This is a genomic window from Paraburkholderia solitsugae (assembly GCF_013177695.1).
Taxonomy (GTDB): Bacteria; Pseudomonadota; Gammaproteobacteria; order Burkholderiales; family Burkholderiaceae; genus Paraburkholderia; species Paraburkholderia solitsugae.
Genome location: NZ_WOEY01000098.1, coordinates 1 through 25,830, shown reverse-complemented (window position 1 = coordinate 25,830; position 25,830 = coordinate 1). Strand labels below are relative to the sequence as shown.

General features: G+C 62.0%; 22 protein-coding genes and 1 pseudogene. 5 read left to right on the top strand and 18 right to left on the bottom strand.

Annotation, left to right across the window (positions count from 1 at the left end):
• Positions 1 to 362: 362 nt before the first annotated feature.
• From GNZ12_RS25245 to GNZ12_RS25205, 9 genes are all read right to left on the bottom strand, one after another.
• A complete protein-coding gene (locus GNZ12_RS25245; protein ID WP_172314795.1) occupies positions 363 to 2,081 on the bottom strand; it encodes a SpoVR family protein in 1,719 nt (572 codons plus the stop codon).
• A complete protein-coding gene (locus GNZ12_RS25240) occupies positions 2,078 to 3,349 on the bottom strand; it encodes a YeaH/YhbH family protein (RefSeq protein WP_172314793.1) in 1,272 nt (423 codons plus the stop codon). The genes GNZ12_RS25245 and GNZ12_RS25240 overlap by 4 nt, the downstream gene beginning before the upstream one ends.
• Positions 3,350 to 3,489: 140 nt before the next feature.
• Positions 3,490 to 5,412, bottom strand: a complete 1,923-nt coding sequence (locus tag GNZ12_RS25235; protein ID WP_172314791.1) for a PrkA family serine protein kinase — start codon at positions 5,410 to 5,412, stop codon at positions 3,490 to 3,492.
• Between the two features lie 836 nt (positions 5,413 to 6,248).
• Positions 6,249 to 7,010, bottom strand: a complete 762-nt coding sequence (locus GNZ12_RS25230; RefSeq protein ID WP_172314789.1) for a hydratase — start codon at positions 7,008 to 7,010, stop codon at positions 6,249 to 6,251.
• A 337-nt stretch (positions 7,011 to 7,347) separates the two neighbouring features.
• Entirely contained in the window at positions 7,348 to 9,117 is a 1,770-nt protein-coding gene (locus GNZ12_RS25225; RefSeq protein WP_172314787.1) for a methyl-accepting chemotaxis protein, read from the bottom strand.
• A gap of 541 nt (positions 9,118 to 9,658) precedes the next feature.
• Positions 9,659 to 10,699 (bottom strand): LacI family DNA-binding transcriptional regulator, encoded by a 1,041-nt coding sequence (locus tag GNZ12_RS25220; RefSeq protein ID WP_172314785.1) that lies wholly within the window; start codon positions 10,697 to 10,699, stop codon positions 9,659 to 9,661.
• Between the two features lie 371 nt (positions 10,700 to 11,070).
• Positions 11,071 to 12,033 carry a sugar ABC transporter substrate-binding protein gene (locus GNZ12_RS25215; protein WP_172314783.1) on the bottom strand — a complete coding sequence of 321 codons (963 nt, stop codon included), beginning with the start codon at positions 12,031 to 12,033 and terminating at the stop codon, positions 11,071 to 11,073.
• A 362-nt stretch (positions 12,034 to 12,395) separates the two neighbouring features.
• Positions 12,396 to 13,373 (bottom strand): magnesium/cobalt transporter CorA, encoded by a 978-nt coding sequence (corA, locus tag GNZ12_RS25210; protein ID WP_172314781.1) that lies wholly within the window; start codon positions 13,371 to 13,373, stop codon positions 12,396 to 12,398.
• A 211-nt stretch (positions 13,374 to 13,584) separates the two neighbouring features.
• Entirely contained in the window at positions 13,585 to 14,025 is a 441-nt protein-coding gene (locus tag GNZ12_RS25205; protein WP_172314779.1) for a hypothetical protein, read from the bottom strand.
• Positions 14,026 to 14,312: 287 nt separating this feature from the next.
• On the opposite strand from GNZ12_RS25205, the gene cydX reads away from it, so the two are divergent.
• On the top strand, positions 14,313 to 14,462 hold the full coding sequence (gene cydX, locus GNZ12_RS25200; RefSeq protein ID WP_172314777.1) for a cytochrome bd-I oxidase subunit CydX: 150 nt from the start codon (positions 14,313 to 14,315) through the stop codon (positions 14,460 to 14,462).
• Positions 14,459 to 15,073, top strand: a complete 615-nt coding sequence (locus GNZ12_RS25195; protein ID WP_172314775.1) for an AAA family ATPase — start codon at positions 14,459 to 14,461, stop codon at positions 15,071 to 15,073. The genes cydX and GNZ12_RS25195 overlap by 4 nt, the downstream gene beginning before the upstream one ends.
• A gap of 210 nt (positions 15,074 to 15,283) precedes the next feature.
• On the opposite strand, the gene GNZ12_RS25190 is transcribed toward GNZ12_RS25195, so the two are convergent.
• From GNZ12_RS25190 to GNZ12_RS25180, 3 genes are all read right to left on the bottom strand, one after another.
• Entirely contained in the window at positions 15,284 to 16,381 is a 1,098-nt protein-coding gene (locus GNZ12_RS25190) for a saccharopine dehydrogenase family protein (RefSeq protein ID WP_172314773.1), read from the bottom strand.
• A 224-nt stretch (positions 16,382 to 16,605) separates the two neighbouring features.
• Positions 16,606 to 17,064 carry an Lrp/AsnC family transcriptional regulator gene (locus GNZ12_RS25185; protein WP_120292242.1) on the bottom strand — a complete coding sequence of 153 codons (459 nt, stop codon included), beginning with the start codon at positions 17,062 to 17,064 and terminating at the stop codon, positions 16,606 to 16,608.
• A 38-nt stretch (positions 17,065 to 17,102) separates the two neighbouring features.
• On the bottom strand, positions 17,103 to 17,987 hold the full coding sequence (locus tag GNZ12_RS25180; protein WP_172314771.1) for a LysR substrate-binding domain-containing protein: 885 nt from the start codon (positions 17,985 to 17,987) through the stop codon (positions 17,103 to 17,105).
• A gap of 187 nt (positions 17,988 to 18,174) precedes the next feature.
• Here GNZ12_RS25180 and GNZ12_RS25175 point away from each other — a divergent pair.
• Both GNZ12_RS25175 and GNZ12_RS25170 read left to right on the top strand, forming a co-directional pair.
• Positions 18,175 to 18,694 (top strand): annotated as a pseudogene (locus GNZ12_RS25175) (Spy/CpxP family protein refolding chaperone).
• A 205-nt stretch (positions 18,695 to 18,899) separates the two neighbouring features.
• Positions 18,900 to 19,337 carry a PGDYG domain-containing protein gene (locus GNZ12_RS25170; protein WP_172314767.1) on the top strand — a complete coding sequence of 146 codons (438 nt, stop codon included), beginning with the start codon at positions 18,900 to 18,902 and terminating at the stop codon, positions 19,335 to 19,337.
• 1 nt (position 19,338) lies between these two features.
• On the opposite strand, the gene GNZ12_RS25165 is transcribed toward GNZ12_RS25170, so the two are convergent.
• The 6 genes from GNZ12_RS25165 to GNZ12_RS25140 all read right to left on the bottom strand — a co-directional run bounded on the left by GNZ12_RS25165 (position 19,339) and on the right by GNZ12_RS25140 (position 25,249).
• On the bottom strand, positions 19,339 to 19,707 hold the full coding sequence (locus tag GNZ12_RS25165; protein ID WP_172314765.1) for a DUF3022 domain-containing protein: 369 nt from the start codon (positions 19,705 to 19,707) through the stop codon (positions 19,339 to 19,341).
• 110 nt (positions 19,708 to 19,817) lie between these two features.
• On the bottom strand, positions 19,818 to 20,630 hold the full coding sequence (locus GNZ12_RS25160; RefSeq protein ID WP_172314763.1) for a YhfC family intramembrane metalloprotease: 813 nt from the start codon (positions 20,628 to 20,630) through the stop codon (positions 19,818 to 19,820).
• A 60-nt stretch (positions 20,631 to 20,690) separates the two neighbouring features.
• Positions 20,691 to 21,809: a LacI family DNA-binding transcriptional regulator gene (locus tag GNZ12_RS25155; protein WP_172314761.1), complete on the bottom strand. Its 1,119-nt coding sequence runs from the start codon at positions 21,807 to 21,809 to the stop codon at positions 20,691 to 20,693.
• Complete coding sequence (locus GNZ12_RS25150; RefSeq protein ID WP_172314759.1) at positions 21,806 to 22,771, bottom strand: 2-hydroxyacid dehydrogenase; 966 nt, start codon at positions 22,769 to 22,771, stop codon at positions 21,806 to 21,808. The genes GNZ12_RS25155 and GNZ12_RS25150 overlap by 4 nt, the downstream gene beginning before the upstream one ends.
• 4 nt (positions 22,772 to 22,775) lie before the next feature.
• Positions 22,776 to 24,071, bottom strand: coding sequence for an MFS transporter (locus GNZ12_RS25145; RefSeq protein ID WP_172314757.1), 1,296 nt, complete (start codon positions 24,069 to 24,071; stop codon positions 22,776 to 22,778).
• 194 nt (positions 24,072 to 24,265) lie between these two features.
• Positions 24,266 to 25,249 carry a sugar kinase gene (locus GNZ12_RS25140; RefSeq protein ID WP_172314755.1) on the bottom strand — a complete coding sequence of 328 codons (984 nt, stop codon included), beginning with the start codon at positions 25,247 to 25,249 and terminating at the stop codon, positions 24,266 to 24,268.
• Between the two features lie 66 nt (positions 25,250 to 25,315).
• Between GNZ12_RS25140 and GNZ12_RS25135 the strand changes: the two genes are divergently transcribed.
• Positions 25,316 to 25,830, top strand: a 515-nt coding sequence (locus GNZ12_RS25135) for a hypothetical protein (RefSeq protein ID WP_172314753.1), incomplete at its 3' end; no start/stop codon positions are given.

The window sequence follows — 25,830 nt, the reverse complement described above, 5'->3', positions numbered from 1 at the left end:
GCCTGAGCCGCCTGTGATGCTTTAACCCAGGCGCTCGCGGCGTCCAAACCCACCCTTGTGCAGGTCGCTCAATCGTGCAGGTCGCGAGGACAACTCGCGCCCGTAAATTGCTCCCTGCGGCTGACAGCTGCCACCTTGAACACCGGTTCGCCGCTTGACTTCCAATACGGTTGCTTTTCTTTGCGGCAGGCAAAGAAAAGTAGGTGCCTGCCCCGCACAGGGGCGACGCTAATAGTCCAATATCAAATCAAGGAAAGGCCAACGCCGTAGGCACACAGAAAAAAAAGCGCCGCGCAGGCAAAAAAACCAGGTAAACCTAACTCCGCGGAGCGCACAACCCCCGCCCCGCGGGCAAAACCCTTTCAAATCCTCACAGCCGGAGGCACATACTTACACTCATACCGCTTCCTAACCGTGCCGTTTTCATCAACGCTTTCCAGGAAAACGTCAAACTGCCACAAGCGCGCCATGTGCTTCAGCACCTCATCGCTATCACCAGACAAATGCCGGTTGTCGCTCATAAAATGCCGCAGCGTCAGACTCCGGTCACCACGCGTATTCACCGCCCACACCTGAATATTCGGCTCCCGATGATGCATGTCATACTGCCGCGACAACGCCTGACGCACATACTGATACCCACTGTCGTCATGAATCGCCGACACCTCAAGCGCATCACGCATATCATCATCCAGCACCGAGAATAAACGCATCTCGCGAATCAAATGAGGCGACAAATACTGAGCAACGAAACTCTCGTCCTTAAAATTCCGCATCGCATAGTGCATCGCCGGTAGCCACGGACTGCCGGCCAGCTCGGGGAACCACTTGCGGTCCTCCTCAGTCGGCGCTTCACAGATCCGGCGGATATCGCTCATCATCGAAAAACCGAGCGCATACGGGTTGATGCCGCTGTAGTACGGTTTCGTGACCGGCGGCTGGTAAACCACATTGCTGTGCGAATGGAGAAACTCCATCATGAAGCCGTCTTCCAGCTTGCCCTGGGCGTACATCGTGTTGAGCAAGGTGTAATGCCAGAACGTGGCCCAGCCTTCGTTCATGACCTGGGTTTGCCGTTGCGGATAGAAATACTGCCCGACCTTCCGCACGATACGGATCACTTCCCGCTCCCACGGCTCGAGAAACGGCGCGTTCTTCTCCGCGAAATACAACAGGTTTTCCTGCGGCTCCGGCGGATAACGCTCCTCGATTTCCTCCGGCAACGGCGTATGCCGGGTCGGCAAGGTGCGCCATAGTTCGTTGACCTGCGATTGCAGATAAGCCTCACGTTCGCGGCGTGCCGCAAACTCCTTTTCCAGCGAGAGTTTCTGCGGCCGTTTGTAACGGTCCACGCCGTAGTTCATCAACGCGTGACACGAGTCGAGCAGTTCCTCCACCCGGTCAAGTCCGAAGCGCTCCTCGCACTCCGCGATGTAATTCTTCGCGTAGACAAGGTAATCGATGATCGCGTGCGCATCCGTCCACAGCTTGAACAGATAGTTGCCCTTGAAGAACGAGTTGTGCCCATAGGCCGCGTGCGCGATGACGAGTGCCTGCATCGTCATCGTGTTCTCTTCCATCAGGTACGCGATGCAGGGGTTCGAGTTGATGACGATCTCATACGCCAGCCCCATCTGCCCCCGACGGTAGCTCTTTTCGGTGGAGAGAAAGTGTTTGCCGAACGACCAGTGACGGTAGTTCACCGGCATGCCGACGGATGCGTAAGCGTCCATCATCTGTTCGGCGCTGATGAGTTCGAGCTGGATCGGATACACGTCGAGTTCATATTGCTCTGCAACACGAGCAATATGCGTGTCGTACTCTTCGATCAATTCGAAGGTCCAGTCGGACGGGCACGGCAAAGGCCGTCTATCGGCTACGTTCATACGGACTTCCCTTTGCCCCTCAGTGGGCGTTCCGGTGTGTCCCCGTGCTGCAGCGGTGTCGACTGCTCCGGCTGTGGCGGCTCCCGTATCGTCCGCCTTCGCCTCGGCATGCCCCGACTGTTGCTGCTGCGGCACGCCTTTTCCACGCTCCGGCTGATAGCCGCGCGCTTCGTTGTGCAGGTGCTTTGTCGTCATGAAGACGCCACCTGCTTTTCAAACAACTCCCGAAACACCGGATAGATGTCAGCCGCCGTTTCGACCTTCTTCATCGCCATGTGCGGCTGGCTTAGCGCCAACTGGGCATATTCGAGCCACAAGTTCTGCTCTTCCGGCGTAACCTGGATATACGCAAAATAGCGCACCTTCTCCAGGATGTCATCCGAAAGTATCTTGCGGCACTTGGGCGAATCGTCGGTCCAATTGTCGCCGTCAGAAGCCTGAGCGCCGTAAATATTCCATTCAGTCGGCGAATAGCGCTCGTCCATCACCTTCTGCATCAACTCCAGCGCGCTCGACACCACCGTGCCGCCGCTTTCCGTCGAATGAAAGAACGTGTCTTCGTCGACTTCTTCGGCGCGGGTGTGGTGACGAACGAACACCACTTCGATCTTTTCGTAGTTACGCTTGAGGAACAGATACAGCAGGATGAAGAAGCGCTTGGCGAGATCCTTGCGCTGCTCGTCCATGGAACCGGACACATCCATCAGACAGAACATCACCGCCTGGCTCGACGGCGTAGGCTGCTTCACCCGGTTCACATAGCGCAGATCGAACGGATCGATAAACGGAATGCGCCAGATGCGCCCGCGCAAATGGTGGATTTCCTCTTCGAGCAGTTTGATTTCTTCGCGACGGTCGTCTGGATCGGCCTTCATCACGTCCAGTTGCCGTTCCATCTCGTGCAACTGATTGACGAGCGGTGCTCCGAGCGCGATGCGGCGGCCGAGCGCGCTGCGCAGCGAACGGACCACGTCGATATTGTTCGGCGTGCCTTCAGCGGCCCAGCCGGCGCGGATGCTTTTCCACGTCGGCACGGCCATCAGATGGGTTTTGACGAGACGGGGGAGTTCGAGGTCGTCGAAGAAATACTGCATGAATTCTTCGCGGCTCAACTCGAACACGAAGTCGTCCTGACCCTCGCCCTCGTTGCTGGCCTGGTTGCCCCCGCCTCCGCCGCCGCCGCCTTGCGGGCGCTGGATCTTGTCGCCGCGAATGTAGTCCGAGTTGCCCGGATGCACCATTTCCCGCTTGCCGCCGGGACCATGCCGGAACGACGGTTCCGCAATGTCCTTGCGCGGGATGGTGATGCTCTGGGTGTTCTGGATGTCTTTGATGCTGCGGTCGCGCACCGCCTCCGAAACGGCGCGACGAATGTAGTTCTTAACGCGACGCAAAAAGCGCTCGCGGTTTGCAATGCTCTTGTTCTTACCAGCTAACCTGCGGTCGATGATTTGATGAAGCACGCCCGGTCTCCCGCTGTAATGTCCGCTGCGCGAGACGCACGTTGCATAGGCATGTTTGCGACTACAACGCTATGTCCATGCAGCTTGCGCCTCGCAAGGTGCCCGCGCGGTCGGACCGCGCGGGCGGCACGCAGTGCGTATCATGACGACTTGCGCACGCGCAGATACCAGTCACATAGCAAGCGCACCTGCTTCGGCGTATAGCCCTTCGTCACCATCCGGTTGACGAAGTCTTCGTGCTTGCGTTGCTCTTCCGCCGAACCCTTGGCGTTGAACGAGATCACCGGCAGCAGTTCCTCCGTGTTCGAGAACATCTTCTTTTCGATCACGACGCGCAGCTTCTCGTAGCTGATCCAGGCAGGATTTTTCCCCGCATTGGCAGCACGCGCACGCAGCACGAAGTTGACGATCTCGTTGCGGAAGTCCTTCGGGTTGCTGATGCCAGCAGGTTTCTCGATCTTCTCCAATTCGGCGTTCAGTGCCGCGCGGTCGAAACTCTCGCCGGTGTCGTGGTCGCGGAACTCCTGATCCTGAATCCAGAAGTCCGCATACGTCACGTAGCGATCGAAAATATTCTGACCGTACTCGGAATACGACTCCAGATACGCGGTCTGAATCTCCTTGCCGATGAACTCGGCATAACGCGATGCCAGCACGTCCTTGATAAACGACAGATACTTCTGTTCGGTTTCCGGTGGGAACTGCTCGCGCTCGATCTGCTGTTCGAGCACATACATCAGGTGCACCGGATTCGCCGCGACTTCGGTCGAATCGAAGTTGAATACACGCGACAGAATCTTGAACGCGAAGCGGGTCGACACGCCGGTCATCCCTTCATCCACACCCGCGAAGTCACGGTACTCCTGATACGACTTGGCCTTCGGATCGGTGTCCTTGAGATTCTCGCCGTCGTACACCTGCATCTTCGAAAAGAGGCTGGAGTTTTCCGGCTCCTGCAAGCGCGTAAGCACCGACATCTGCGCCATCATCTTCAGCGTACCCGGCGCGCATATCGCGCTGGCCAGCGACGAATTACGCAGCAGCTTCTCGTAGATCTTGACCTCTTCGCCGTAGCGCAGGCAGTACGGCACCTTCACGACGAAGATCCGGTCGAGGAGTGCTTCGTTGTTGCGGTTGTTGCGGAACGCCTTCCATTCCGACTCGTTCGAGTGGGCGAGGATCACGCCGTCGAACGGGATCGCGCCGAAGCCTTCCGTGCCCTTGAAGTTGCCTTCCTGAGTCGCGGTGAGCAGCGGGTGCAAGACCTTGATCGGCGCCTTGAACATTTCGACGAACTCGAGCAAGCCCTGATTCGCAAGACACAGGCCACCGGAGTAGCTGTATGCGTCCGCATCGTCTTGTGCGTACTGTTCGAGCTTGCGGATGTCGACCTTGCCGACCAGCGACGAAATGTCCTGATTGTTTTCGTCACCCGGCTCGGTCTTGGCAATGCCGATCTGACGAAGGATCGATGGGTAGCGGCGCACCACACGGAACTTGCGGATGTCGCCGTTGTATTCGTGCAGGCGCTTCACTGCCCACGGACTCAGAATATTTTTCAGGTAGCGGCGTGGAATACCATACTGTTCTTCGAGGATCGGACCGTCCTCGTCGTAGTCGAACAAACCGAGGGGTGACTCGTTGACGGGCGAGCCCTTGATCGCGTAGAACGGCACGCGTTCCATGAGTTGCTTCAGACGTTCCGCAATCGACGATTTACCGCCGCCGACCGGCCCTAACAGATACAGAATCTGCTTCCTTTCTTCAAGCCCCTGGGCCGAGTGCCGGAAGTACGCGACCACCTGCTCGATCACATCTTCCATTCCGTAGAACTCACGGAATGCGGGGTATACCTTGATGACCTTGTTCGCGAAGATACGTGACATGCGCGGATCGTTGCGAGTGTCGATCTGTTCTGGTTCACCGATTGCCGTCAACATGCGTTCGCCAGCCGTGGCGTACGCGGCGGGATTGTCTTTGCAGAGCGCGAGATACTCCTCGAGCGAGAGTTCATCTTCTCGCGTTTTCTCGAAGCGGGTCGCGAAACTGCTGTAGATATCCATGCTACCTCCTCGCCGAAGTCTAGACCGATGTCGTGCGCGGCGCGCTATTCGGAAACGACATCGCTCGAATTCATCCTAAACCCTTTTAAATTTTTTTTCACGAACTACGTTGCGAAAATCGCGCCGTACCCGCCTCCCGACATTCATCACTTGGAATCACAGATTCGCTCACCTACAATTTTGCGCTCGCATAACAACGATTGCGCAGCGCTTGCAGGGCCACGTTGCTGCCTCTCCACTGCCGTCCTGGTCTGGCGGCATCCTCTTGCTTGCTGTGCTGCTCCGCACAGTTCGTCATGCTCCGTTACACGAATCGTCTTGTTCATCGAACAATCTCACTGCTGCACCGGACGGCCTGTCTGCACACGCACACTTTGTTGCATCGAGCGCGGACGTTATGCGCTTTCCTGTGCCCCGGTACTTTTTTGATCAACGCGCGGCGTCACCATTCGGTCTACAGCAACACGCGCTGTGTTACATGTTCGTTCACCGTGCGGACCTGAGGCACGGTCCACCGGCGCATCATCAAGCGGTTCGTCAACGCACCGGCGGTTTTGTTCCGCGCCATTTCACATTGGGTGCGGCGAAGCGCCACGCGCTTGCCGCTCACGCCGGGCCTTTGGTATTAACCGCGTCGGCGATATGGTTAGCCGCGCGTATAACTGGATCACGGCCGCGCAACGGGCCGCTTCATAGGTGTATACGGCACAGCACCCAGTGCGGATGCGACAAATGTAAAACGGCCGCCCGCGGGCAGCCGTTTGCTTGTAGCTTCGTAATGAACCGTTACAGGCGGACAGTGACAATTGCACCGTTACAAGTACACGGTGACACGCTCAGGTCAGTTCAATCTCCACTTCCCCGAGACCGTCGATGTGGCCGCTTACGATGCCCGGCTTGTCCACATTGTGCGCACCGACGTACGAACCGGTGGTGAGCGTCCATTCCGGCTCGATCGTAATGCCCATGGCAGCACAATGGTTGACGAACCACACCAGCAGTTCGCGCGGATCGCCGGCCGGATTACCGGTGGCTTCCGGCACCAGCGAATTGCCGTTGAAACTCAGCTCCAGTTCGGGCGATACGAAATCGAAGCCGCGGGCGAGGCCCGCATAGGCAACCGGATGGCCCGTGATCAAGGCGCCGCTGTTCTGTGCGTCGGCCAGTTGCGCAAGGGGCGCGACATTGGGCCATTCGGTAAACCGGCTATCGACGATCTCGATGGTCGGCAGCACGACGCCGACCTTCGAGAGCACCTCGTCGCGCGCATAAGCCCGGCCGCGCGGCTCGATCGCCTCGGCGAAACGAAAGGCGATCTCCAGCTCCGCCAGCACCCGGAAGAAGCCGGTATGGGCCACCCGCGCGGGCGACGGCAGGACCAGCGAAGCCGGAATCGGCGCGCCCGCGGCGGCCCCGCCCGGCGCTCTGGCACCGATCTTCCACGCCCCCGTCGAGTCGCCGAGGCCCACAATGACAGCCTGCTGGATCGCGTACGCGGTTGCCGCGTCAGGCGGCAAGCTGTCGGGTGGGGGCGCATCGATCGGGCGATGCTGCCGGCGGGCTTCGACGAGGCGGTGCGCGAGGTCGTATGGCGTCATGTCGGTCCTTTATGGCTGGCGCGTTGAGCGGCGGGTTGCCGCGCTGAGTTGCAGCAGTTGAAGATAGCGGGCTCACGGTCCGCGCGCTGACAGCCTGCAGCGGCGATGTTACCGATGCAAGCCGTAGTCGCGCCCGTCAATGTACCGGATCACGACACTCGCCAGGGGGTGGACAACGTTCATGAACGTGACTTAGTCGGCAAACCACGAAAAAAGACCGCGGCTGCACACGCAATCGCGGTCTTTGTCGTTATGCGGCCGAGCCGCATAAGCGTGGTTCCGTCTGATACATCGCCGGGAACGAATGTTACGGCGTGGTGGCCGCTGCCGTCACCGATCAGAAGGTTTCCCAATCCTGATCGCTGCCCGCGCTGGCCGTTGCTCTCGCCGGGGTTCTCGTCGGCGCGGCGGCCGGCGCTGCTGCCGGTGCCGCAGATGCTCTCGCGCCCGTGGCGGGCTGCGCACCGGCGTGTGACGCGGGTTGCGACACCTTACGTGCCGCCACCGGGCGAACCGGCGCGGCAGCGCGCTTCGGCGCCGCGCTCACCGGCGCCTTGAAGCCGCTTTCGTCGAGCTGGAACACCGCGACCGCGGTACGCAGCTTGCCGGCCTGATCTTCGAGTGAAGACGCTGCCGCGGCGGCTTCTTCCACCAGCGCGGCATTTTGCTGCGTGACTTCGTCCATCTGCGTGACCGCGCGCGCCACCTGGTCGATGCCGCTGCTTTGCTCTTCCGAGGCCGCCGCGATCTCGCCCATGATGTCGGTTACGCGCTGCACCGCACCGATGATCTCGGTCATCGTGCGGCCGGCTTCGTCGACCAGCGCCGAGCCGGACTGCACACGCTCCACTGAGGTGTCGATCAGTTCCTTGATTTCCTTGGCCGCCGCCGACGAACGCTGTGCGAGGCTGCGCACTTCACCGGCCACCACCGCGAACCCGCGCCCCTCTTCGCCGGCTCGCGCGGCTTCGACGGCCGCATTCAGGGCCAGGATGTTGGTCTGGAACGCAATCCCTTCGATGATCGAGATGATGTCGGCAATCTTCGCCGAGCTCTGATTGATGTCGCCCATCGTGCCGACCACCTGGCCGACCACCGCGCTGCCCTTGTTGGCGATCTCCGACGCATTGGCCGCGAGCGAGCTCGCCTGGCGGGCGTTGTCGGCGTTCTGCTTGACCGTGCCGGTCAGCTCTTCCATGCTCGACGCGGTTTCCTGCAATGCCGACGCCTGCTCTTCCGTGCGCGAGGACAGGTCGATATTGCCAGCCGCGATCTGGCGCGTGGCCGTTGCGATCGATTCACTGCCGCTGCGCACCGTACGCACCGTTTCGGTGAGACTGCGCTGCATTTTGGCGATGCCTTCAAGCAACTGCCCCATTTCGTCGCGCGAGGTGATCACGACCGGGCGGCGCAGATCGCCCGCGGAGATCTCGTCGAAATGACCCAGGGCTGCGTCGAGCGGACGGGCAATCGCGCGGCTCAACGTCAGGTAGGACATTACAGCGGCGAGCACGCCGACCAGCAGGGCGACTGCGCTCACCGTGCGGAACACTTCGAAGCTGTTTTGCGCGGAGTCGTAACCTTGCTTGGCCGATACGAACTGGAACTTGCGCAGCGCGTCGTCGGAGGTGGCGAGATCGGTGTACGTCATCTGCAGGCGCTTGGCGCTGTCGACGATCTTGGTCTGGTCATTCGCCGCGATCGTTGCCGAAAATAGGTCCAATTGCTGATGCAGCGCGTCACGCTTGGCAATAACGTCCTGCGCGAGACGATCTTCGTCGGCGTCGCGCGGCAGGTCCATATACTTTTTCCACCACATGTCGGACGTGACACGCATCGACCGCGCGCGCTCGAGCGTCGACGCGGCATCTGGCGTGCCGGCCATGAACGCGGCCCGGTCGAGTGCCAACCGCTCGCGCGCAGCAAAGAGTTCGGCGTTGCCGATATCGACCGCACTCGGCATGGCGTTAGTGAACGTGTCCTGGTAAGCGTCGTTCGAACGGCTCATGCCGAACAGACCGAAAACGCCGTTGGCGACTAGCAGCGCGGCGAGAAAAGCCATCGTGAGGCCAATCCGCCCCTTGATCGTGATGCCCTTGTTCAACATGCTTGTTCCTGTACTTAGCAAATGAGAGGCTGCGTACGCAGCGCGGGGGTAACGTGCGGCGTCTGCGTGCATGGCGCTGATTTGAGGCCGCGCTCTAATACTCACGTTTACGGCATTCCATTTGCATACTTGAAGGTCTTATATGGTATGAAGAAATGCGTTGTAAGGAATTGGTAGAAATTACAAATTGCCGAAAGACCACGCCTGCGCGGAGGTCACGCAGTGTCTTTGGCGTTCAGGGAATCGAGTTTGAACGCCCCCCGATGGCAAAACGAGGACGTAAAAGACAGGCTCAAGCGGAAGGATCGACTGGCGGTAAGGCACCGACGCGCTGATGAGCGCGGTCGATCGACTTTGAGGAAGCGGAGCTTGGACGCTGCATGGGCCCGGGTCTACTCGGGGCATACCTCGGTGACGGGCGCAAAGCTTTCGCGCCCGACTCTGTGTCCGACTTTGGCGCACGTTCAGCAGAGCACCGAAGCGGCACGAAAGACCGGACGTCAAGCCCTGCGGCTTGCACCCGGCAACACAGTGCGTGATATCAGGCTGCCAGATCGCGCCTCGCCGCGCCGGCCCATGTCGCGGTCGATTCCCGCACGATCAGGCGCGGCGACACGACCCGCCGGCGGCCCAGCGCGCGCGGATTGCCCGACGACGTCCCGGCGATGCGCTCGATCAACGTCTGCGCGGCCATATCGCCGAGCGCGCGGACCGACTGCCCCACGGTCGAGAGCGACGGATACGTGAATCGCCCCAGTTCGATATCGTCGAACCCGATGATCGAACAGTCGCGCGGCACGCTGATATTGCGCTCCGCCGCGGCGCGCAGCGCGCCGATGCCCATCATGTCGTTGCCGGCAAAAATCGCCGACGGCTTCACGGTGTCGAACAGCTGTGCGGCCGCGCGATGGCCGCCCGCCCCCGAAAAATCGCTTTCGACAATCGCCCCGGCCGGAATCTCGATACCACGCTCCGCCATCGCGCGAATGAAGCCGTGCACCCGCATGGCGCTCACCGCCGTCTTCACGGGCCCGGTGATGCAGCCGATCCGCACGTGCCCCAGTTCGAGCAAATGACGCGTCGCGAGATAGCCGCCCTTCTCATGGTCGATCTGCACCAGATCCGCGTTCACGCCTTCGATATTGCGGTCCACGACGACCAGCGGCTCGCGGGCGTCAGCGAGCGTCTGCGCCAGCACCGCGTCGTCGCCGGCGGAGGCGACGATCAGTCCGTCGATGCGCTTTTCCTGCAGCACGCGCAGATAATTACGCTGCTTGGCCGGATCGTCGTCGGAATTGCAGAAGAACAGGCAGTAGCCGTTGCGCGAGCAACCATCCTCGATGCCGCGTGCCATCTCCGCGAAATACGGGTTCGTGCTGTTCGGCACCACCAGACCGATCGTCGCCGTCGCCCGCGCCTTGAGCGAGCGGGCCACCGCCGACGGTACATAGTGAAGCTGACGGATCGCGTGTTCGACCTTCGCGCGCACGTCGGCCGACACCGGCCGTGAGTTGTTCACCACGTGCGATACCGTCGTGAACGACACGCCTGCCACGGCCGCTACATCCTTGATCGTCGCCATATTCTGTTGCTCTCCTGCCTGTTGTTCCCGCCGGCCACGCCACCTGGCGACCCACCGGACGTCTTCATCGAAGACAGACCAAACCCATGAATACTTACGCGGCGCAGCGCAGGCAGGCGCGACGGTCGCGCCGCCCGCCGATCCGCTGGCGCCGCTCGAAAACGGCAGCCACGCACCCTCCCGCCGCGCAGCCACCGTCATGACGCTTACCTCTGGATTTAACGGCGGCGCGGCAGCTTTCTTGAGCGCTTATTGAATTGGCGCGGATTCACGTGTTTTTTTCATGCATCCAGCATGCAGCGGCATGAGCGCGAACCCGCGTGCCTGGGTGTGTCGCTGTGCTCCTCGCGGCACGCAGACTGCCCAAACGCCTATTTGGTCACCAGGTCGCAAGGCGTTTCCACCACGCCGGACAACTGCGACTGCTTCTTGTGCTCACTGATTGCCTTCAGCGCGGTGTCGATGCCGAACACGGCCTGCTTGGCGGCGTACTGGTCGGCCGTGGCAAGGACGCGGCCGTCCTTGAGCATCGGCTTGATCGCGTTGATGTTGTCGTAGCCGACCACCAGCACTTTGCCCTGCTTGCCTGCCGCGCGAATGGCGGAGACTGCGCCGATCGCCATATTGTCGTTGCCAGCCAAGAGCGCCTTCAGGTTCGGATACTCATTGAGCATTGCCGACGCCACCGCGTTGCCCTTGTCGATTTCCCATTCGCCCGACTGCACTGACACGACCTTGGCGCCGACAGCCTGCATGGCATCCTTGAAGCCCGCGGTGCGTTGCTGCGCGTTGGTGGTGGTCGACACGCCTTCGATAATGCCGACTTCATCGCCCGCCTTCAGTTTCTTGGCCAGGTAATCGCCGACCTTCTGCGCGCCCTTGCGGTTATCCGGGCCGACGAACGGCACGTTCAGGTCTTTCGACTTGAGCACGTCCGGGTCGAGCCGGTTGTCGATATTCACGACGATGATGCCCGCGTCGATGGCTTTCTTGACGACCGGCACCAGCGCCTTCGAGTCAGCCGGCGCCAGCACGATCGCATCGACCTTGGAGACGATCATCTGTTCGACGATCCGGATCTGGTTCGCCGTATCGGTTTCGTCCTTGATGCCGTTGGTAATCAGGTCGAACTGGGAGGCATTATGTTTCTGGTAGTCCTTGGCGCCGGTTTCCATGGTCAGGAAGAACTCGTTCGCGAGCGACTTCATCACCAGCGCGACCCTCGGCTTATGGCCGGGCGTGGTTTGCGCGTACGCCGAGGAAAACGGCAAAGCGGCGGCGGCGGTGACAATGACGGCGGCCGCCAGCATGCGGCGGCGAATGCGATGGCTCATGCCTATCTCCAGGGTTTGTCAGGCTCGCGGTCGAGCCGTATTCTTAGTTGTGCGCAAACGTTTGCGAGGCCTATTCTCAGCGTGCCCTGGCTGGACTGTCAACGATTCGCCGTGTTGCGGCACACCGGTACGCAGGAAGTGCGTCGATGCAATGCGCTCGGTGAATTCGGCTCGATGAATTCGACCCGGCGCGACGGATAGGCGCACCGGCAGGCTGCGTTTTGGCAAAGGTCCCTCGCTTGGTCCGTGCGTGGCAAATTTACCGCCGGCTGCAAGCTTTGCGGCCGGCCAACCGCCTATCCTGGACTTTTATTGCGCACGGTGCAAGCGGGAACAGCGCGCAGCGATGGGCTCACGGCTTGTCAAAGCCAGCCGGCCTTGCGGAAACGCCAGTACAAGATCACGTCCACGGTCAGCATCACGGCCAGGCAGATTGGATAACCGAACTTGTAATGCAGTTCGGGGATGGCCTCGAAGTTCATCCCGTAGATACCGGCGATCATGGTCGGTACCGCGAACAACGCGGCGAACGAACCGAGCCGCTTGGTCACCTCGCTTTCGGCCAGCGAGATCATCCCCAGATTGACTTGTACCGCGGTAACGACCATTTCGCGCCGGCCGTCGATGGTTTTGACGATCCGCTGGAGGTGGTCGTAGACGTCGCGAAAATAGGCTTGCATGCCTTCGCAGAGGCTCGGAATGCGGCCGCCCGTCAATTTGCCGATCGCTTCCTGCAACGGCGTAACGTGGTGCTGCAAGATCACGAGGCGGCGTTTCAACGAGTACAGATCCTCGATGATCACGCGCGATGCCGCCGAATTGTTGCGCTCGAAGATCCGGTCTTCGAGTGCTTCGATCTCGGTGCTCATCGCCTCGATAACCGGAAAATAGCGGTCGACGATGTCGTCCGCCAGCGCGTACAGCACGAACGCCGAGCCTTCCTTGAGCAAGTGCGGGTCGCGTTCGCAGCGGGCGCGAACGTTCTGGAACCCGGTGCGCGTGCCGCGTCGCACCGACAGGACATAGTTGTGCCCCACAAACACGTCGACTTCGCCGATCAGCAGTTCGCCCGCTTCGTCCATCTCCACCGTATGCATGACGGCGAATAGCGACTCGCCGTACTCTTCGATTTTTGGACGCTGATGGCCGTTTTGCGCGTCTTCGATCGCCAGTTCGTGCAGGCCGAATTCGTCTTTCATCACGGCAAGCTCGTCCGGCTCCGGGTCTTTCAGCGCGACCCAGACGAAGCACTCGGGCCGCGCCACGTAGTCGCTGATGCTGTCGATATCGATGTCAGCCAGCTTCCGGCCGTCCTGATAGGCGGCACAATTGATCAGCATGTTGGATTACCTTGAAAACGGAACAGACCGGCCGGCTTCGCACCGTGCGTAAGCCCGGTAGCCGATCTGCATGAACGAATACACAACAGCCGCCATGTTAAGGGCTATGCGTGAACGTCATGTCGCCAATTGTTAAACCCTGCTTGCGGCGGCGGTGGATACGGTTTGGCGTTACCCGGCGCATTCCGGCGCTGTCAGGCCCTGCGCTGCGCTATCGGGCAACCCTGCGCAAAGCGATGCGGTTATCTTCGCCGAAGGTGACCGACGCGCGGTTCGTATAGCGCGTATCGGCTGTCACCGTGAAGTGCATTTCCACGACCGGATCGAATTGCGTGGAGACACCGATGCGATGCACGCCCGGGCTCAGATAGAAGACCACATGTTCGCCGTTCATCAGGTCGGTGACCTGCTCGCCGTCGATATACACCAAGGCATCGCGGAACCGCACGATCACGTCGCGGGAACGTTCGCGCCGCACGTCGACGGCGACCAGCCCGGCCCCGGGCTGCGTGTAACCGGGCTGGACGATGCGCGCTTGCGGCACCTCCTTGAACGGGACGGGTTCGGCCGGCGTCGAGGCGCAGCCGGCGAGCGACGCGATAGCAAACGCAAGCAGCGCGGCTTTGCAGTGGAAGTACTGGCGCATCGGCATGCTGGGTCTCCCATGTCGCTGGTGGTGTCGTTGGTGATGGTGTTCTTGTTATAGGCGCATTGCGCCGTCATGGCCGAGCGGCCAGACGCCGTGTCCCTCTTGCACCGGGCCGCGTTCTTCTTCATGATCGCTGCAAAGCGCTGCGCTGTGGGCGCCGCGCGCTGCGGATTTACCCTCGGATCCGCCGCGTGCTACCTTTGTTTTTGCCAGCAAGTTTGCTTCTCTGTACCGGTTATGCGCAACGCTTCATCGCCTGCCGCGCCGGACCTACGATCAAGGAGACTGCAATGTGGTACTTCACCTGGATTCTCGGCATCGGCGTGGCGTTGGGCTTCGGCATCATCAATGTAATGTGGCTGGAAGCAGGCGACAAATTTGCGCGTGACCCGCAACTCGCCAGCACCCCGCCCGCCACGCCTGAGGACACGTCTTCGTGACTCATCTGGTTTTCTTCTGCGGTCACGCAGGCACCGGCAAGACGACCTTGGCGAAGAAGCTGATCGGCCCGCTGATGCAAGCGAGCGCGTCGCCCTTCTGCCTGCTCGATAAAGATACGCTGTTCGGCGGCTACAGCGCAGCCGCCATGGCCATGCTGACCGGCGATCCGAACGATCGCGACAGCCCGCTCTTCCTGCAGCATCTGCGCGATCCCGAGTATCGCGGCCTGCTCGATACCGCCCGCGACAATCTCGAACTCGGCATTAGCGCGCTGGTCGTCGGGCCGCTGTCGCGCGAAGTACGCGAACGGCGCCTGTTCGATCGCGCATGGCTGGGCATCGGCGCGGACGTGACGCTGCGAGTCGTATGGGTCTACACGTCCGAAGAGATGGCGCGTCAACGCATCATCGCGCGCGGCAATCCGAACGATGCCTACAAACTCGCGCATTGGGATGAGTATCGGCAGCGCCGCTTCGTGCCGAGCGGCGAGATTTGCGACGATCTGCTGATGTTCGACAACACCGCGCCAACCCGCGCGGATTACGAAGCGTTGCTCGCGCGCCTGGTTGGCGAGCATGCGTCGTCCGCCATGCCGCCGCTGCCTGTGTAGCGGCCGGTGGTGCCGGTGGTAATAGCAACCCGTGCAGCAGCCCGTTCAGCACCGCTGTTTCAAACGCACAACGCCCCGCAATGCGGGGCGTTGGCATTCATAACACGGCCTTCTACGAGGCTTTCTTCGTTACTCGCGGCAGTCACTGCCGCGTGGTCGCACGGCCCTCGGTTTTGAGCCTCATTTGAACCTTAACGCGACAGTCGCGGCTTACACCGTTGCCATCGCATCCAGCGTCTGCCCTTCATACAACTGGCCAAAGCGGTTCGCGAGGAAGTCGCGCAGCGACACCTGCTCCTGACGCACGAAACCGCTTTGCGGCAGCTTCTTCTCGCGGAACAGATCGAGCACCGCGCACATCGCGCCGGCCGTGGTGATCTGGATCGCGCTCATCGGCACGCCGCACACCGTCTTTGCGAAAATCTTGCGGGTGAACACTTCCTGCACCAGTTGCCCGTCACGCATACCGCTCACGGTGATGAACACCAGCACGACGTCTTGCGCGGTCGATGGCACCGAACGGCGCATGATGGTCTTGAGCGTGTCGCGGTCGCTCGAAAGACGCAGGTCTTCCAGCAGGAACTGCATCAGATTGCGGTGACCCGGATAGCGCACCGACTTGTAGTCGAGCGATTCGACCCGGCCCGACAGCGTTTCGCATAGCGTACCCAGGCCACCGGACGTATTGAAGGCTTCGTATTCGGTACCGTCGAGCGAGAAATGTTCGAGGCCTTCCAGCGGCTGCACCCATTGCGTGCGGCTATCGCGGATCGCTTCGCACGGCTGGCAATACTCGTTGATCAGGCCATCGACGCTCCACGTCAAGTTGTACTTCAGCGCGTTGGTCGGGAATTCCGGCAGCGCGCCGACGCGCATCTTGACGTCGCGGATTTCGGTGAAACGGTTCGCCAGTTCATGCGCGGCGATACCGATGAAGCCCGGCGCCAGACCGCACTGCGGCATGAAGGCGTGGTCGGCGGTGTCGGCGATCTCGCGGATCGCGCTAGTGGCGCGCACGTCTTCGGTCAGGTCGAAGTAATGGACGCCCGCGCCCTTGGCGGCCGAGGCCACGTTCACCGCCAGGTAATACGGCAGCGCGTTGATGAGCGCGTCGAAGCCTTGAATCGCGGCGCGCAGCGCTGCGGCATCGGCGGAATCGACGCGGCGGGTCGGGATGCCCTGGGCGGCGAGCTTATCGAGTGCATGCTGATCGCGGTCGAATGCCACGACGTCGTAGTCGCCGGTTTCGCGCAACATGTGGGCGATGGTGTGACCGATCAAACCTGCGCCAACGATGGCTACTTTCATGCGCTTCTCCTAGTTTTATGTCTGCTGTCTCTAGCTTGGGAAGTGCGCTGCGCTTAGGCGCGGCGCCCGGCGGGCTGAACCCTTGAGACACAGTTTAGGGAGAAGCAAAAACAGTTCATATACGCAAAATGCTGCGCTATGACCATGAGTTTCGACGTTATGACGACGCAATCAGTCGATATGTCGAAAACGTGTCAAAACGGCGTAAAAATCAGGCACCTGGATCACACCGTGCCGCGGTCGATCTTGCGCGCAAGAATGATCGACGTCGTGGTTCGCTCCACCCCTTCCAGGCCGCCGATCTCGTCGAGCAGATCGTTGAGGCGATCGGGAGAATCGGCACGCAGCCAAGCCACATAGTCGAACTCGCCGCTCACCGCGCATAGCAGTTGCACTTCGGGCATCTTGCCGAGACGTTTCTGCACGGCCGGCCCGTACTTCGGCGCGATGATGATGCCGACGTACGCCTGAATGCTCGAGTCGAGTACGTCCTGACCGAGCCGCACGCTATAGCCGCCGATCACATTGCTGCGCTCGAGCCGGGCGATCCGTGCGATCACGGTGGTGCGCGCCACATCCAGTTGACGCGCGAGATTGGCAACGCTCTCACGGGCGTTGGCTTGCAGCAGCGCAACGAGGTTGCGGTCGAGGTCGTCGAGTTGGTCGAGGCGCGGAGGTCTCATCGAGGGCGAAAGAGGTTGGTCAGCAATGGAGCGGATTATCACACCCCAAACCGCTCGATCACGAAATCGATGAAGCTGGTGAGCTTGGGCGTGGCGCGGCGGTCGCGTGGGTAGACCAGATGGACGGGCGCGCCCTCGGGCAGATAGTCTTCCAGCACGGACACCAGTTCGCCGCTGGCGATCTCTCTCGCAAGCAGCGCCTCCGGCTGCAACACCAGCCCGAAGCCACGTAATGCAGCAACCTTGAGCGCCTGGCCGTTGTTCGCCCGGAACCGTCCGGCGCGCAGCTGGTTTTCGTTCGCGTTCTCGCCGTCTAGCCGCCACAAACCTTCGCGGCCCCAATGCAGAAAGCCCAGACATTCGTGCTGCATGAGATCGGCCGGCGTGCGCGGCGTGCCGGCCCGCTCCAGATAGGCCGGCGACGCGCACGCGCGCATCCGGTAAGGCTTCAACGGCCGCGCGACGAAACTGGAATCCGGCAGATGGCCGATTCGCACCGACGCATCGAAGCCCTCTTCCACCAGGTCGATCACACGATTCGACAGATCCAGTTCGAGGCTCACGTCCGGCCATGCGCTCAGGTAGTCGGTCATCGCCGGGGCAAAGACTTCGACGCCGTAGGTCAGCGGCACCGTCACCTTCAGCACCCCACGCGGCGCGGCCGCCATTGCCTCGGCGAGAGACTCCGCCGCCTTGACGTCGGCTAGAATGCGCCTGCATTGCTCGTAGTATTGCCGGCCGATTTCAGTCAGACTCTGGCGGCGCGTGGTGCGCGTCAGAAGCCGCGTCGCGAGCCGTGTTTCGAGCGAGCGGATATGCTTGCCCACCATCGCCGACGAAATGTCGAAGCGCTCGGCGGCCGCAGTCAGGCTGCCCGCCTCGACTACCGCGACGAAGATTTCCATGCTGACGAATTTGTCCACCCGCTATTTCCTGTTCGTTTCGGTTGTAAGCGTTTGTCGCACAAGAGCCGCATTGTAGGGATATCGTGATACAAATAGCGACGACGGCGAAGTGGGCAGCCGGCCGCCATGCGTCGCTATGCCGACGCGCGTTGGGCCGCTCGCCATGCTCGCCTTGTCACAATTCGAACAGACATCAGGAGTTTCGATGAAAAAAGCACTCGTCATGTTGGCCACCGCAGTCGCCATGAGCGGCGCGTTCGCACAAACTTCCGCACCGGCTTCGGCACCGATGAGCGCCTCGGCGCCCGGCACCTCGGCCCCCGTCGCAAAAGCTGGCCACGAGCGCAATGTCGAAGACCGCATCGCCTACCTGCACACGACGTTGAAGATCACTTCGGCGCAGGAATCGCAATGGAACGCATTCGCCGATGTCATGCGCAACAATGGCCAGACGATGGGCCAGTTGTTCCAGCAGCGCAAGGCCGATACGAACCTGTCGGCAATCGACGACATGAAGCAATACGCGACGATCGCGCAAGCGCATGCGGACGGCATGAAGAAACTGGTCGATGCGTTCGATCCGCTGTACAGCAGCTTCTCGCCGGAGCAGAAGAAACTGGCCGACGTAACGTTCCATCAGGGCGGCCCGGAAAGCGGCAAGCATCACCATGGCAAGGGCGGCAAGAAGGCCCCGGCGGCTGAGTGATGCGGTTGTGAAGCCGTAAGCGCTTCACTGCACGTTAAGTTGATTGCGCGCGGCGCGGGTTTCCGCACCGCGCGCTCAGTTCTTCTGCCTTTGCGGACAACCCCCAGCCGCCGCCAATGGCAAAAGAAGCCGATGCTCAAATGCATCTGGCATGATTGCGAGTATGTGGCGTCGAGACGCAAAGTCCCGGCGCGGCTGTCAATCTCTCACCACCCACTCGCTTCATGACCGAACTCAAAAATCTCGACCTGAGTAACGATACCGACGCCCAGCGCGTCGTCAAAAACGAAACCGTGAGCGTGGAGTTCGCTGCGGCCGAAGGCGAACTGATGAGCCTGGAAGGCCCGAACCGCTATGCCCGCGGCGACGCGCTGATCACCGGATCGACCGGCGATCGCTGGGTCGTCTCCCGCGAACGCTTCGACGCCAAATACCTGCCGGAAGACACCGCCCTCGCTCACGGTGAACCAGGCGCATACCGCAACCGGCCTGCCGTCGTGCTGGCCAAACAGATGAATGAAGCGTTTTCACTGGCCCGCTCAGCGAGTGGCGGCGACGTACTGCACGGCGCCGCCGGCGACTGGATCATGCAGTACGCCCCCGGCGACTACGGCGTGGTGCAAGCCACACGCTTCGCGAAGGTCTATCGGCTTGCCGATTGAGTTAAGCAAACTCGTCGCCGAGATCCACCGTCACATCACGCGGCACCGCCTCGCCGTTCGCATACTGCTCTTCGAGCGAACCAATGCTCGCTTCGACATACGCCCGCAGCACCGCGAAACTTCGGCCACGCAGCCGCGCCGGTAACGCGCGATAACGCGCCAACGCCGTCGGCGCAATCACCACGGTCATGACAATGCGGCGCGCGGTCGAGCCGAAACGCATGGCAACCCAGTGAATCGCCAGCGTCGGTGTGCCGTCTTCGCCCGCACGCTGGATGAACTGCGTCTGCTCGGGAAACAGATCGCTGATGACGCGCGCCAATTCCTCGAACTCGGGATTCGCGCAGTCGTATTGGTAAGCTTCTTCCATGAGGTGTGCCGAAAGGATGAGCCTGAACGGCGTACCGAAAGGGTACGCCGAAAGTTAGAGAATCACGGGTTGTCTGTGTAGCAAGCGGCTCACAAATGGTTCAAAGCGGCTCACGCGGCAACCGCCGGCCGACGGAACACGCTGAACAGCAGGCCCGCGACAATCACCGCCCCCACCGCATACACACCGTCCACCGCGGCAAGCGGCACGAGCTGCGCCTGGAACAAGGCAGCCGGCACGTCGACCAGCGCGTGCAGCGCAATCGCTAGCGGCAGGATGCCACGCCAGCCCGCCCGCATGCCGCGCCACATCAGCACCGACAAGCCGATCTGGAACACCAGCGCGGCCACCCGTTCGAGTGCGAAAATACCAGCCGTCTGCGGCGTCAGGCTGGCGAGAATCAGGTGGATGCGCATCACCGAGTCGGTCGGCAGATTGCTCAGGTAGCCGTCCAGTTCGCCGCGGTTTTCGAAGACGGCGAACAGGATCCATTGAATCTGTACCAGCACGCCAACCAGCCAGGCTTCCGCGCCGCCGTGGCCGAGGCCATAAGTCAGTGCCGTGCCGTCGCCGTTGCCCGCCGCGGCGGATGCAGACTTCGCTGCCGCGCGTTTGAGCAGCAGGCGCATGCCAATGAAACGCCCCACTTCCTCGCAGATACCCGCGGCCAGCGCGCCATACACCACGAAGGCCAGTGGATTGGACAGGAAGGTGGCGGTCGCTTCGTTCCGGTGCAGCACGTAATCGTTCAGCGCGCGCTCGATCACCATCGCGAACAGCGCGAATATGGCAACGCCGGTGATCGCATCGCGAGGGTTCAGCGCGAGCGGCCGGCGCAGACGGCGGTAGATCACGAACGGTAAGGCGGCGACCAACAGGGTCGCGACGGCGAGGCTCGAGAGGGTAAGCGGTGCTACAACCATGAGTTTCCTTGCGATGACCGGCGCGCACCCGCTGCGCGCCGCAGCCCGAATGATCGCAGATCAGCGCGAAGTTGACGCGCGGACGATCAATTCGCCTGGCAAGAGGCAGTCGCGCGCGGTGGTTTGAACCCCTTCGATGCGCTCATGGAGGAACTCGACCGCGCGGTAGCCGATCTCGTAGGTCGGCTGGCGGATCGTGGTGATGCCGGTCAATTCCGCCCATTCGGGATCGTCGATCGACAGCAGCGCGACACGCGCCTGCCAATCCGCGCCGTAGCGCGCTTTCAGATGAAGGGCGAGGCATAGCGCGACCGGCGCATTGGCCGCGAACAAGGCGATGCGACTGGCCTTGCCGGCGCCATCGATTGCGCGGTCCAGTTCGGCGAGGGCGCGCTCCACGGCCGCCGGCTCCCCAAGGTTCAACACCAGCGTATGTCCACGCGCGCCGCCCTTGCTGCCTTCGCCCTTTGCGCCGCTTGTGCCGCCTTCGCCTGTCCCGCCAGTCCTGCCCTCGTGGCCCTTACCGCCCTCGCCGCGCATCACCTCGCGAAACGCCGCCTCGCGCAGTTGCCGCGAACTGACCTGCTCGAAGGGTTGCACGACGAACCAGATGTCGTCGAAACCATGGTCCAGCAGATGCCGCGTGCCGAGTTCAGCCGCGGCCCGGTTGTCCAGCCCGACCATATCGGCGACAAGCCCCTCCACCGAACGATCGACCAGCACCGCCGGAATCCCGCCGCCGCCCACCGGCCGCAGCGTTTCTTCACGCACCCCGAGCGCATTGACGATCACGCCTTCCACGCGATACGTGGTCAGCAGTTGCAGATAGCGCCGCTCCATTTCGACTTCATTGGCCGCGTGGCAGATCAGCGGCATCAACCCCAACGCGTGGCAGGCGGCTTCCACGCCTTGCAGCACTTCCACGGTGTACGGGTTGGTCAAGTCGGCGAGCAGCATCCCGATCAAGCGATTGCGGCCACGCTTGAGGCCACGCGCCATCTGGTTCGGCTGATAGTCGAGACGCTCGATGGCGGCCTCGATGCGCGCGCGCAATTCCGGCGACAGCACGCTCATCTCACCATTCAGATAGCGTGAGATGCTGGTCTTGCCCGTGCCGGCTTCGCGCGCGACGTCGGTGATCGTTGCGCGGCGCGCGGCGGCAAGCGGCGTCGTGCTCATTTCTTCAACACTTCGCGGTTGACGATGTTGGTTGCGAGCGTCCCGTCGAGCGCGGCGACGAGGTTTTCCGCCGCATTGCGCGCCATCGCGTGACGGGTCTCGTGCGTCGCCGAACCGATATGCGGCAACGCGACCACGTTCGCCATTTTCAGGAGCGGCGAATCGGCCGGCAGCGGTTCGGTCTCGAACACGTCGAGACCTGCCCCGCGGATCGTGCCGTTTTGCAGGGCTTCTATCAGCGCCTGTTCATCGACCGTAGCGCCGCGCGACGCGTTGATCAGAATCGCACTCGTCTTCATTGACTTGAACTCGGCCGCACCGATCATGTGCTTCGTCTCGGGCGTCAAAGGCACTTGCAGACACACGAAGTCGGCCGTGGCGAGCAATTCTGCCAGTTCCACACGACGCGCACCGTAAGCCTGCTCGGCCTGCGGATTCGCGCTGCGATTCGTGTACAACACCTTCATGTTGAAACCGAGCGCCGCGCGCCGTGCAACCGCGCCGCCGATCCGTCCCAGCCCGACGATGCCGAGCGTCTTGCACTGCACATCGACGCCGAAATGTGCCGGTCCGATGCTGTGCTTCCACTGGCCCGCCTTCACCCACTCCGCGAGTTCGACCACTCGCCGCGCCGACGCGAGGATCAGCGAGAACACCGTGTCCGCCGTGGACTCGGTCAGCACGTCCGGCGTGTGCGCGAGCACGATGCCGCGGCGCGTGAGGTCGGCAACATCGAACTGGTCGAAGCCCACCGAGATGGTCGACAAAGCCTTCAGCCGGCTCGCGCCTTCGAGCACCGCCGGCGTGATTTTCACGCTCGAACCGATGCCGCCATCCGCGTCATTCAAGGCGGCGACGAACGTGTCGTGCTGCGCGGGGTCGACCTGCACGACTTCCACATGCTGTTGCAGATACGCGAGCACATCCTCCGGCAGCGACTTCCAGGCGACGATCTTCTTCATCAGCTTATTTTCCTTGCAACGGTGTAGCGAGCGTGGCGGCCTTGTTCAGCGGCTCTGCTTGTGGCTGCGGTTTGACGATCAGCGTCAGAATCACCGCGGCGACCAACGCCACGCTCATGAACGCATAGGATGCCGCAGGCGAGCCGGTCGCGCCATTCAGATAGCCGACCACGTACGAGCCGACGAACGAACCGAGCGCGCCCATGCTGTTGATCAGCGCCATCGCGCCGCCCGCGACGTTCCTCGGCAGCAGCTCCGGCACGATCGCAAAGAACGGCCCATACGGCGCATACATCGCACCGCCGGCGATCACCAGCAGCGCGTACGACATCCAGAAGTGCGTGGAGCCGAGCGCGTACGACGCGGCGAACGCGATCGCGCCGATCAGCAGGAACGGCCACACGAACACTTTGCGGCGGTTGAGTTTATCCGATGCCCACGATGCCGCAAGCATGGCGATCGTTGCGGCCAGATACGGCAGCGCCGAGAGCCAGCCGGTTTCGACCATACCGAGCGTCGAACCGTTCTTCAGGATCGACGGCAGCCACAGCACGAAACCATACACGCCGATGCTCCAGCAGAAATATTGCGCGCACAGCTTGATCACGGCGGGCGTACGGAACGCTTCGCGGTAATTGCGCATCGGTTTGATGGCGGCCTGTTCGGCGCGCAAGGTTTCAGCGAGATCGTCCTTCTGTTGCTGCGTGAGCCACGATACCTGCTGCGGCTTGTCCTGCACGATGAACCACCAGCACACCGCCCAGATGATCGCGGGCGCGCCTTCGGCGATGAACATATGGCGCCAGCCGAACGAGTGCACCAGATAGCCGGATACCACCGACATCCACAGCACCGTCACCGGATTGCCGAGAATCAGGAAAGTGTTGGCTCGCGAGCGCTCGCTCTTCGTGAACCAGTTGCTGATGAAAATCAGCATCGCCGGCATCACCGCGGCTTCGACGACGCCGAGCACGAAGCGGATCACCATCAGCGAGGGAATATTGCTGACCATGCCGGTCAGCGCCGCGCATCCGCCCCACAGGATCAGGCTCCAGAACACGAGCTTTTTCACGCTGCGGCGTTCTGCGTAAATCGCGCCGGGAAGCTGAAAGAAGAAATAGCCGAGGAAAAACAACGCGCCGATCAACGACGACAGTCCCTTGCTGATGCCGAGATCCTGATTGATGCCGGCGGCCGACGCGAAACCGAAGTTCGCGCGGTCGAGATAAGCCAGGCTGTACGTGATGAATACGATCGGCATGATCGTCCACCAGCGGCGGATTGCAAGCGATGAGGTCATGGGAGTCTCCTTTGTCGACCAGAGTTGGTGCAAAGCGCTTACTCTGGTCCCATGCAAGATAGTTGCTAACGGCTTCCCGAAGCGATGATGGGCGGTCATGGGGCGCTGTTCGAGCGCTCTTGCTGTTATCGAGCTAGCTAATGCTGAATGCGCTGGATGCGTCGAATGCGGCCTTGTGCATGGCTCACCCGCGCTCAGACCGCAGTGGCGACGCGCGGCACATCGGTCCGTTCGAGCGCGTCGAGTTCGGCGCCGCTCGGCAGGCCTTCCGAATCGCCGATCACCTGGATCGCCAGTGCGCCGATGCGGTTGCCGCGCGCGACCGCTTGCGGCAGCGTCTTGCCTTCGAGCAGCGCGCTGACCACGCCGACAGCAAAGCCATCGCCCGCGCCAACCGTGTCCACCACCTTCACGACCGGTTGGCCGGCGATCACGGCCGCATCGTCGGCGGTGCGGAAGTAAGCGCCTTCTGCGCCGAGCTTGATGATCACGCCGCGCGCGCCGTGATCGAGATAAAACTTTGCGATGTCGTCCGGCTGCGTATAGCCGGTCAGAATCTCGCCTTCGCCGATGCCGGGCAGCACCCAGTCGGCCAGTGCGGCGAGCGCATTCAGTCCTTCGACCATCGCGTCACGCGAGGGCCACAGCGTCGGGCGCAGATTCGGATCGAACGAAATGGTCTTGCCTGCGGCACGCATTTCACGCGCCAGATGGAATGCGAGTTCGCGCGAGCTCGCCGAGATGGCCGGCGCCACGCCCGTCAGATGCAAGTGACGCGCGAGCAGCACGTAATCGGCCGCGTAGTCGGCCAGCGAGAGATGGCTTGCCGCCGACCCCTTGCGGAAGTACTCGACGGCCGGATCGCTGCCGTCGTCGTTCTTCGACTTCAGCTGGAAACCGGTCGGGTAGCGCTCGTCGGTGGTGACGCAGCGCTGGTCGATGCCTTCTTTCGTCAGCGTGTCGCGCACGTACTGGCCGAACGAATCGTTGCCGACCCGGCTCATCCAACCCACCTTGAAACCCAATCGCGACAAACCGATCGCCACATTCAGATCGGCGCCCGCGACGCGCTTGGTGAATTGCCCGACACCAGCGAGTGCCCCGGTTTCGGCGGCCACGAACATGGCCATCGCTTCGCCGTAGGTGATGACGTCGAGTGCTGCGTTTGTGTTGCTCATGCTTCGCTCCTGCGTATTTTTTCAGGTCCTGCGCGCCGCTTACGCGGCGGCCAGCCACGCGACGTAGTGCGCCGCGTCCGCGTCGATACGGCTCGCATCGAACGGAAATTCAATGCCGCGCGGCACGTGGCGCGGCAGCGCGTCGAGCACCGCGGCGAACTGCGTGTCGCCGGCGGCCGGGGTGCCGGGCGGGTGCAGCGCCTCGGGCCGGGCCACTACGCACTCGGCTCCGGCCGGGACACCGTCCTGCCACTCGACGACCCCGGCGTCCCACCGGTCGTCGCGTACCTCGACGTCGACATCGCCGGCCAGGTGCGCATCACGCCCGAGCCGTCGATTGTCGGCGTCACCCGGCCCGCGCCCGGCCGAATCACCCCGCTACCCGGACCGATCGTCGTCCCGCGCGATGCCACCGGCGAGACCTCGCCGAAGCGGCGCCGCCGCGGCCTCGACCCGGTCGACGACCAGGAGAACATCGACCCGCAGGCCCCGGTACCCCTCGTCCACCTCGACCGTCGACCGCTCACCACCCCCACCGGCTGGCCGCCCGGAGCCGCCCTGGTCGTCGGGGACCTGCTGCT

What these genes read in the sequence shown, in the direction of transcription:
- GNZ12_RS25245 (WP_172314795.1), bottom strand. Translation starts at nt 2,081, where the DNA reads ATGACGACAAAGCACCTGCACAACGAAGCGCGCGGCTATCAGCCGGAG.
- GNZ12_RS25235 (WP_172314791.1), bottom strand. Translation starts at nt 5,412, where the DNA reads ATGGATATCTACAGCAGTTTCGCGACCCGCTTCGAGAAAACGCGAGAA.
- GNZ12_RS25230 (WP_172314789.1), bottom strand. Translation starts at nt 7,010, where the DNA reads ATGACGCCATACGACCTCGCGCACCGCCTCGTCGAAGCCCGCCGGCAG.
- GNZ12_RS25225 (WP_172314787.1), bottom strand. Translation starts at nt 9,117, where the DNA reads ATGTTGAACAAGGGCATCACGATCAAGGGGCGGATTGGCCTCACGATG.
- GNZ12_RS25220 (WP_172314785.1), bottom strand. Translation starts at nt 10,699, where the DNA reads ATGGCGACGATCAAGGATGTAGCGGCCGTGGCAGGCGTGTCGTTCACG.
- GNZ12_RS25215 (WP_172314783.1), bottom strand. Translation starts at nt 12,033, where the DNA reads ATGAGCCATCGCATTCGCCGCCGCATGCTGGCGGCCGCCGTCATTGTC.
- corA (WP_172314781.1), bottom strand. Translation starts at nt 13,373, where the DNA reads ATGCTGATCAATTGTGCCGCCTATCAGGACGGCCGGAAGCTGGCTGAC.
- GNZ12_RS25205 (WP_172314779.1), bottom strand. Translation starts at nt 14,025, where the DNA reads ATGCCGATGCGCCAGTACTTCCACTGCAAAGCCGCGCTGCTTGCGTTT.
- cydX (WP_172314777.1), top strand. Translation starts at nt 14,313, where the DNA reads ATGTGGTACTTCACCTGGATTCTCGGCATCGGCGTGGCGTTGGGCTTC.
- GNZ12_RS25190 (WP_172314773.1), bottom strand. Translation starts at nt 16,381, where the DNA reads ATGAAAGTAGCCATCGTTGGCGCAGGTTTGATCGGTCACACCATCGCC.
- GNZ12_RS25185 (WP_120292242.1), bottom strand. Translation starts at nt 17,064, where the DNA reads ATGAGACCTCCGCGCCTCGACCAACTCGACGACCTCGACCGCAACCTC.
- GNZ12_RS25170 (WP_172314767.1), top strand. Translation starts at nt 18,900, where the DNA reads ATGACCGAACTCAAAAATCTCGACCTGAGTAACGATACCGACGCCCAG.
- GNZ12_RS25165 (WP_172314765.1), bottom strand. Translation starts at nt 19,707, where the DNA reads ATGGAAGAAGCTTACCAATACGACTGCGCGAATCCCGAGTTCGAGGAA.
- GNZ12_RS25160 (WP_172314763.1), bottom strand. Translation starts at nt 20,630, where the DNA reads ATGGTTGTAGCACCGCTTACCCTCTCGAGCCTCGCCGTCGCGACCCTG.
- GNZ12_RS25155 (WP_172314761.1), bottom strand. Translation starts at nt 21,809, where the DNA reads ATGAGCACGACGCCGCTTGCCGCCGCGCGCCGCGCAACGATCACCGAC.
- GNZ12_RS25150 (WP_172314759.1), bottom strand. Translation starts at nt 22,771, where the DNA reads ATGAAGAAGATCGTCGCCTGGAAGTCGCTGCCGGAGGATGTGCTCGCG.
- GNZ12_RS25145 (WP_172314757.1), bottom strand. Translation starts at nt 24,071, where the DNA reads ATGACCTCATCGCTTGCAATCCGCCGCTGGTGGACGATCATGCCGATC.
- GNZ12_RS25140 (WP_172314755.1), bottom strand. Translation starts at nt 25,249, where the DNA reads ATGAGCAACACAAACGCAGCACTCGACGTCATCACCTACGGCGAAGCG.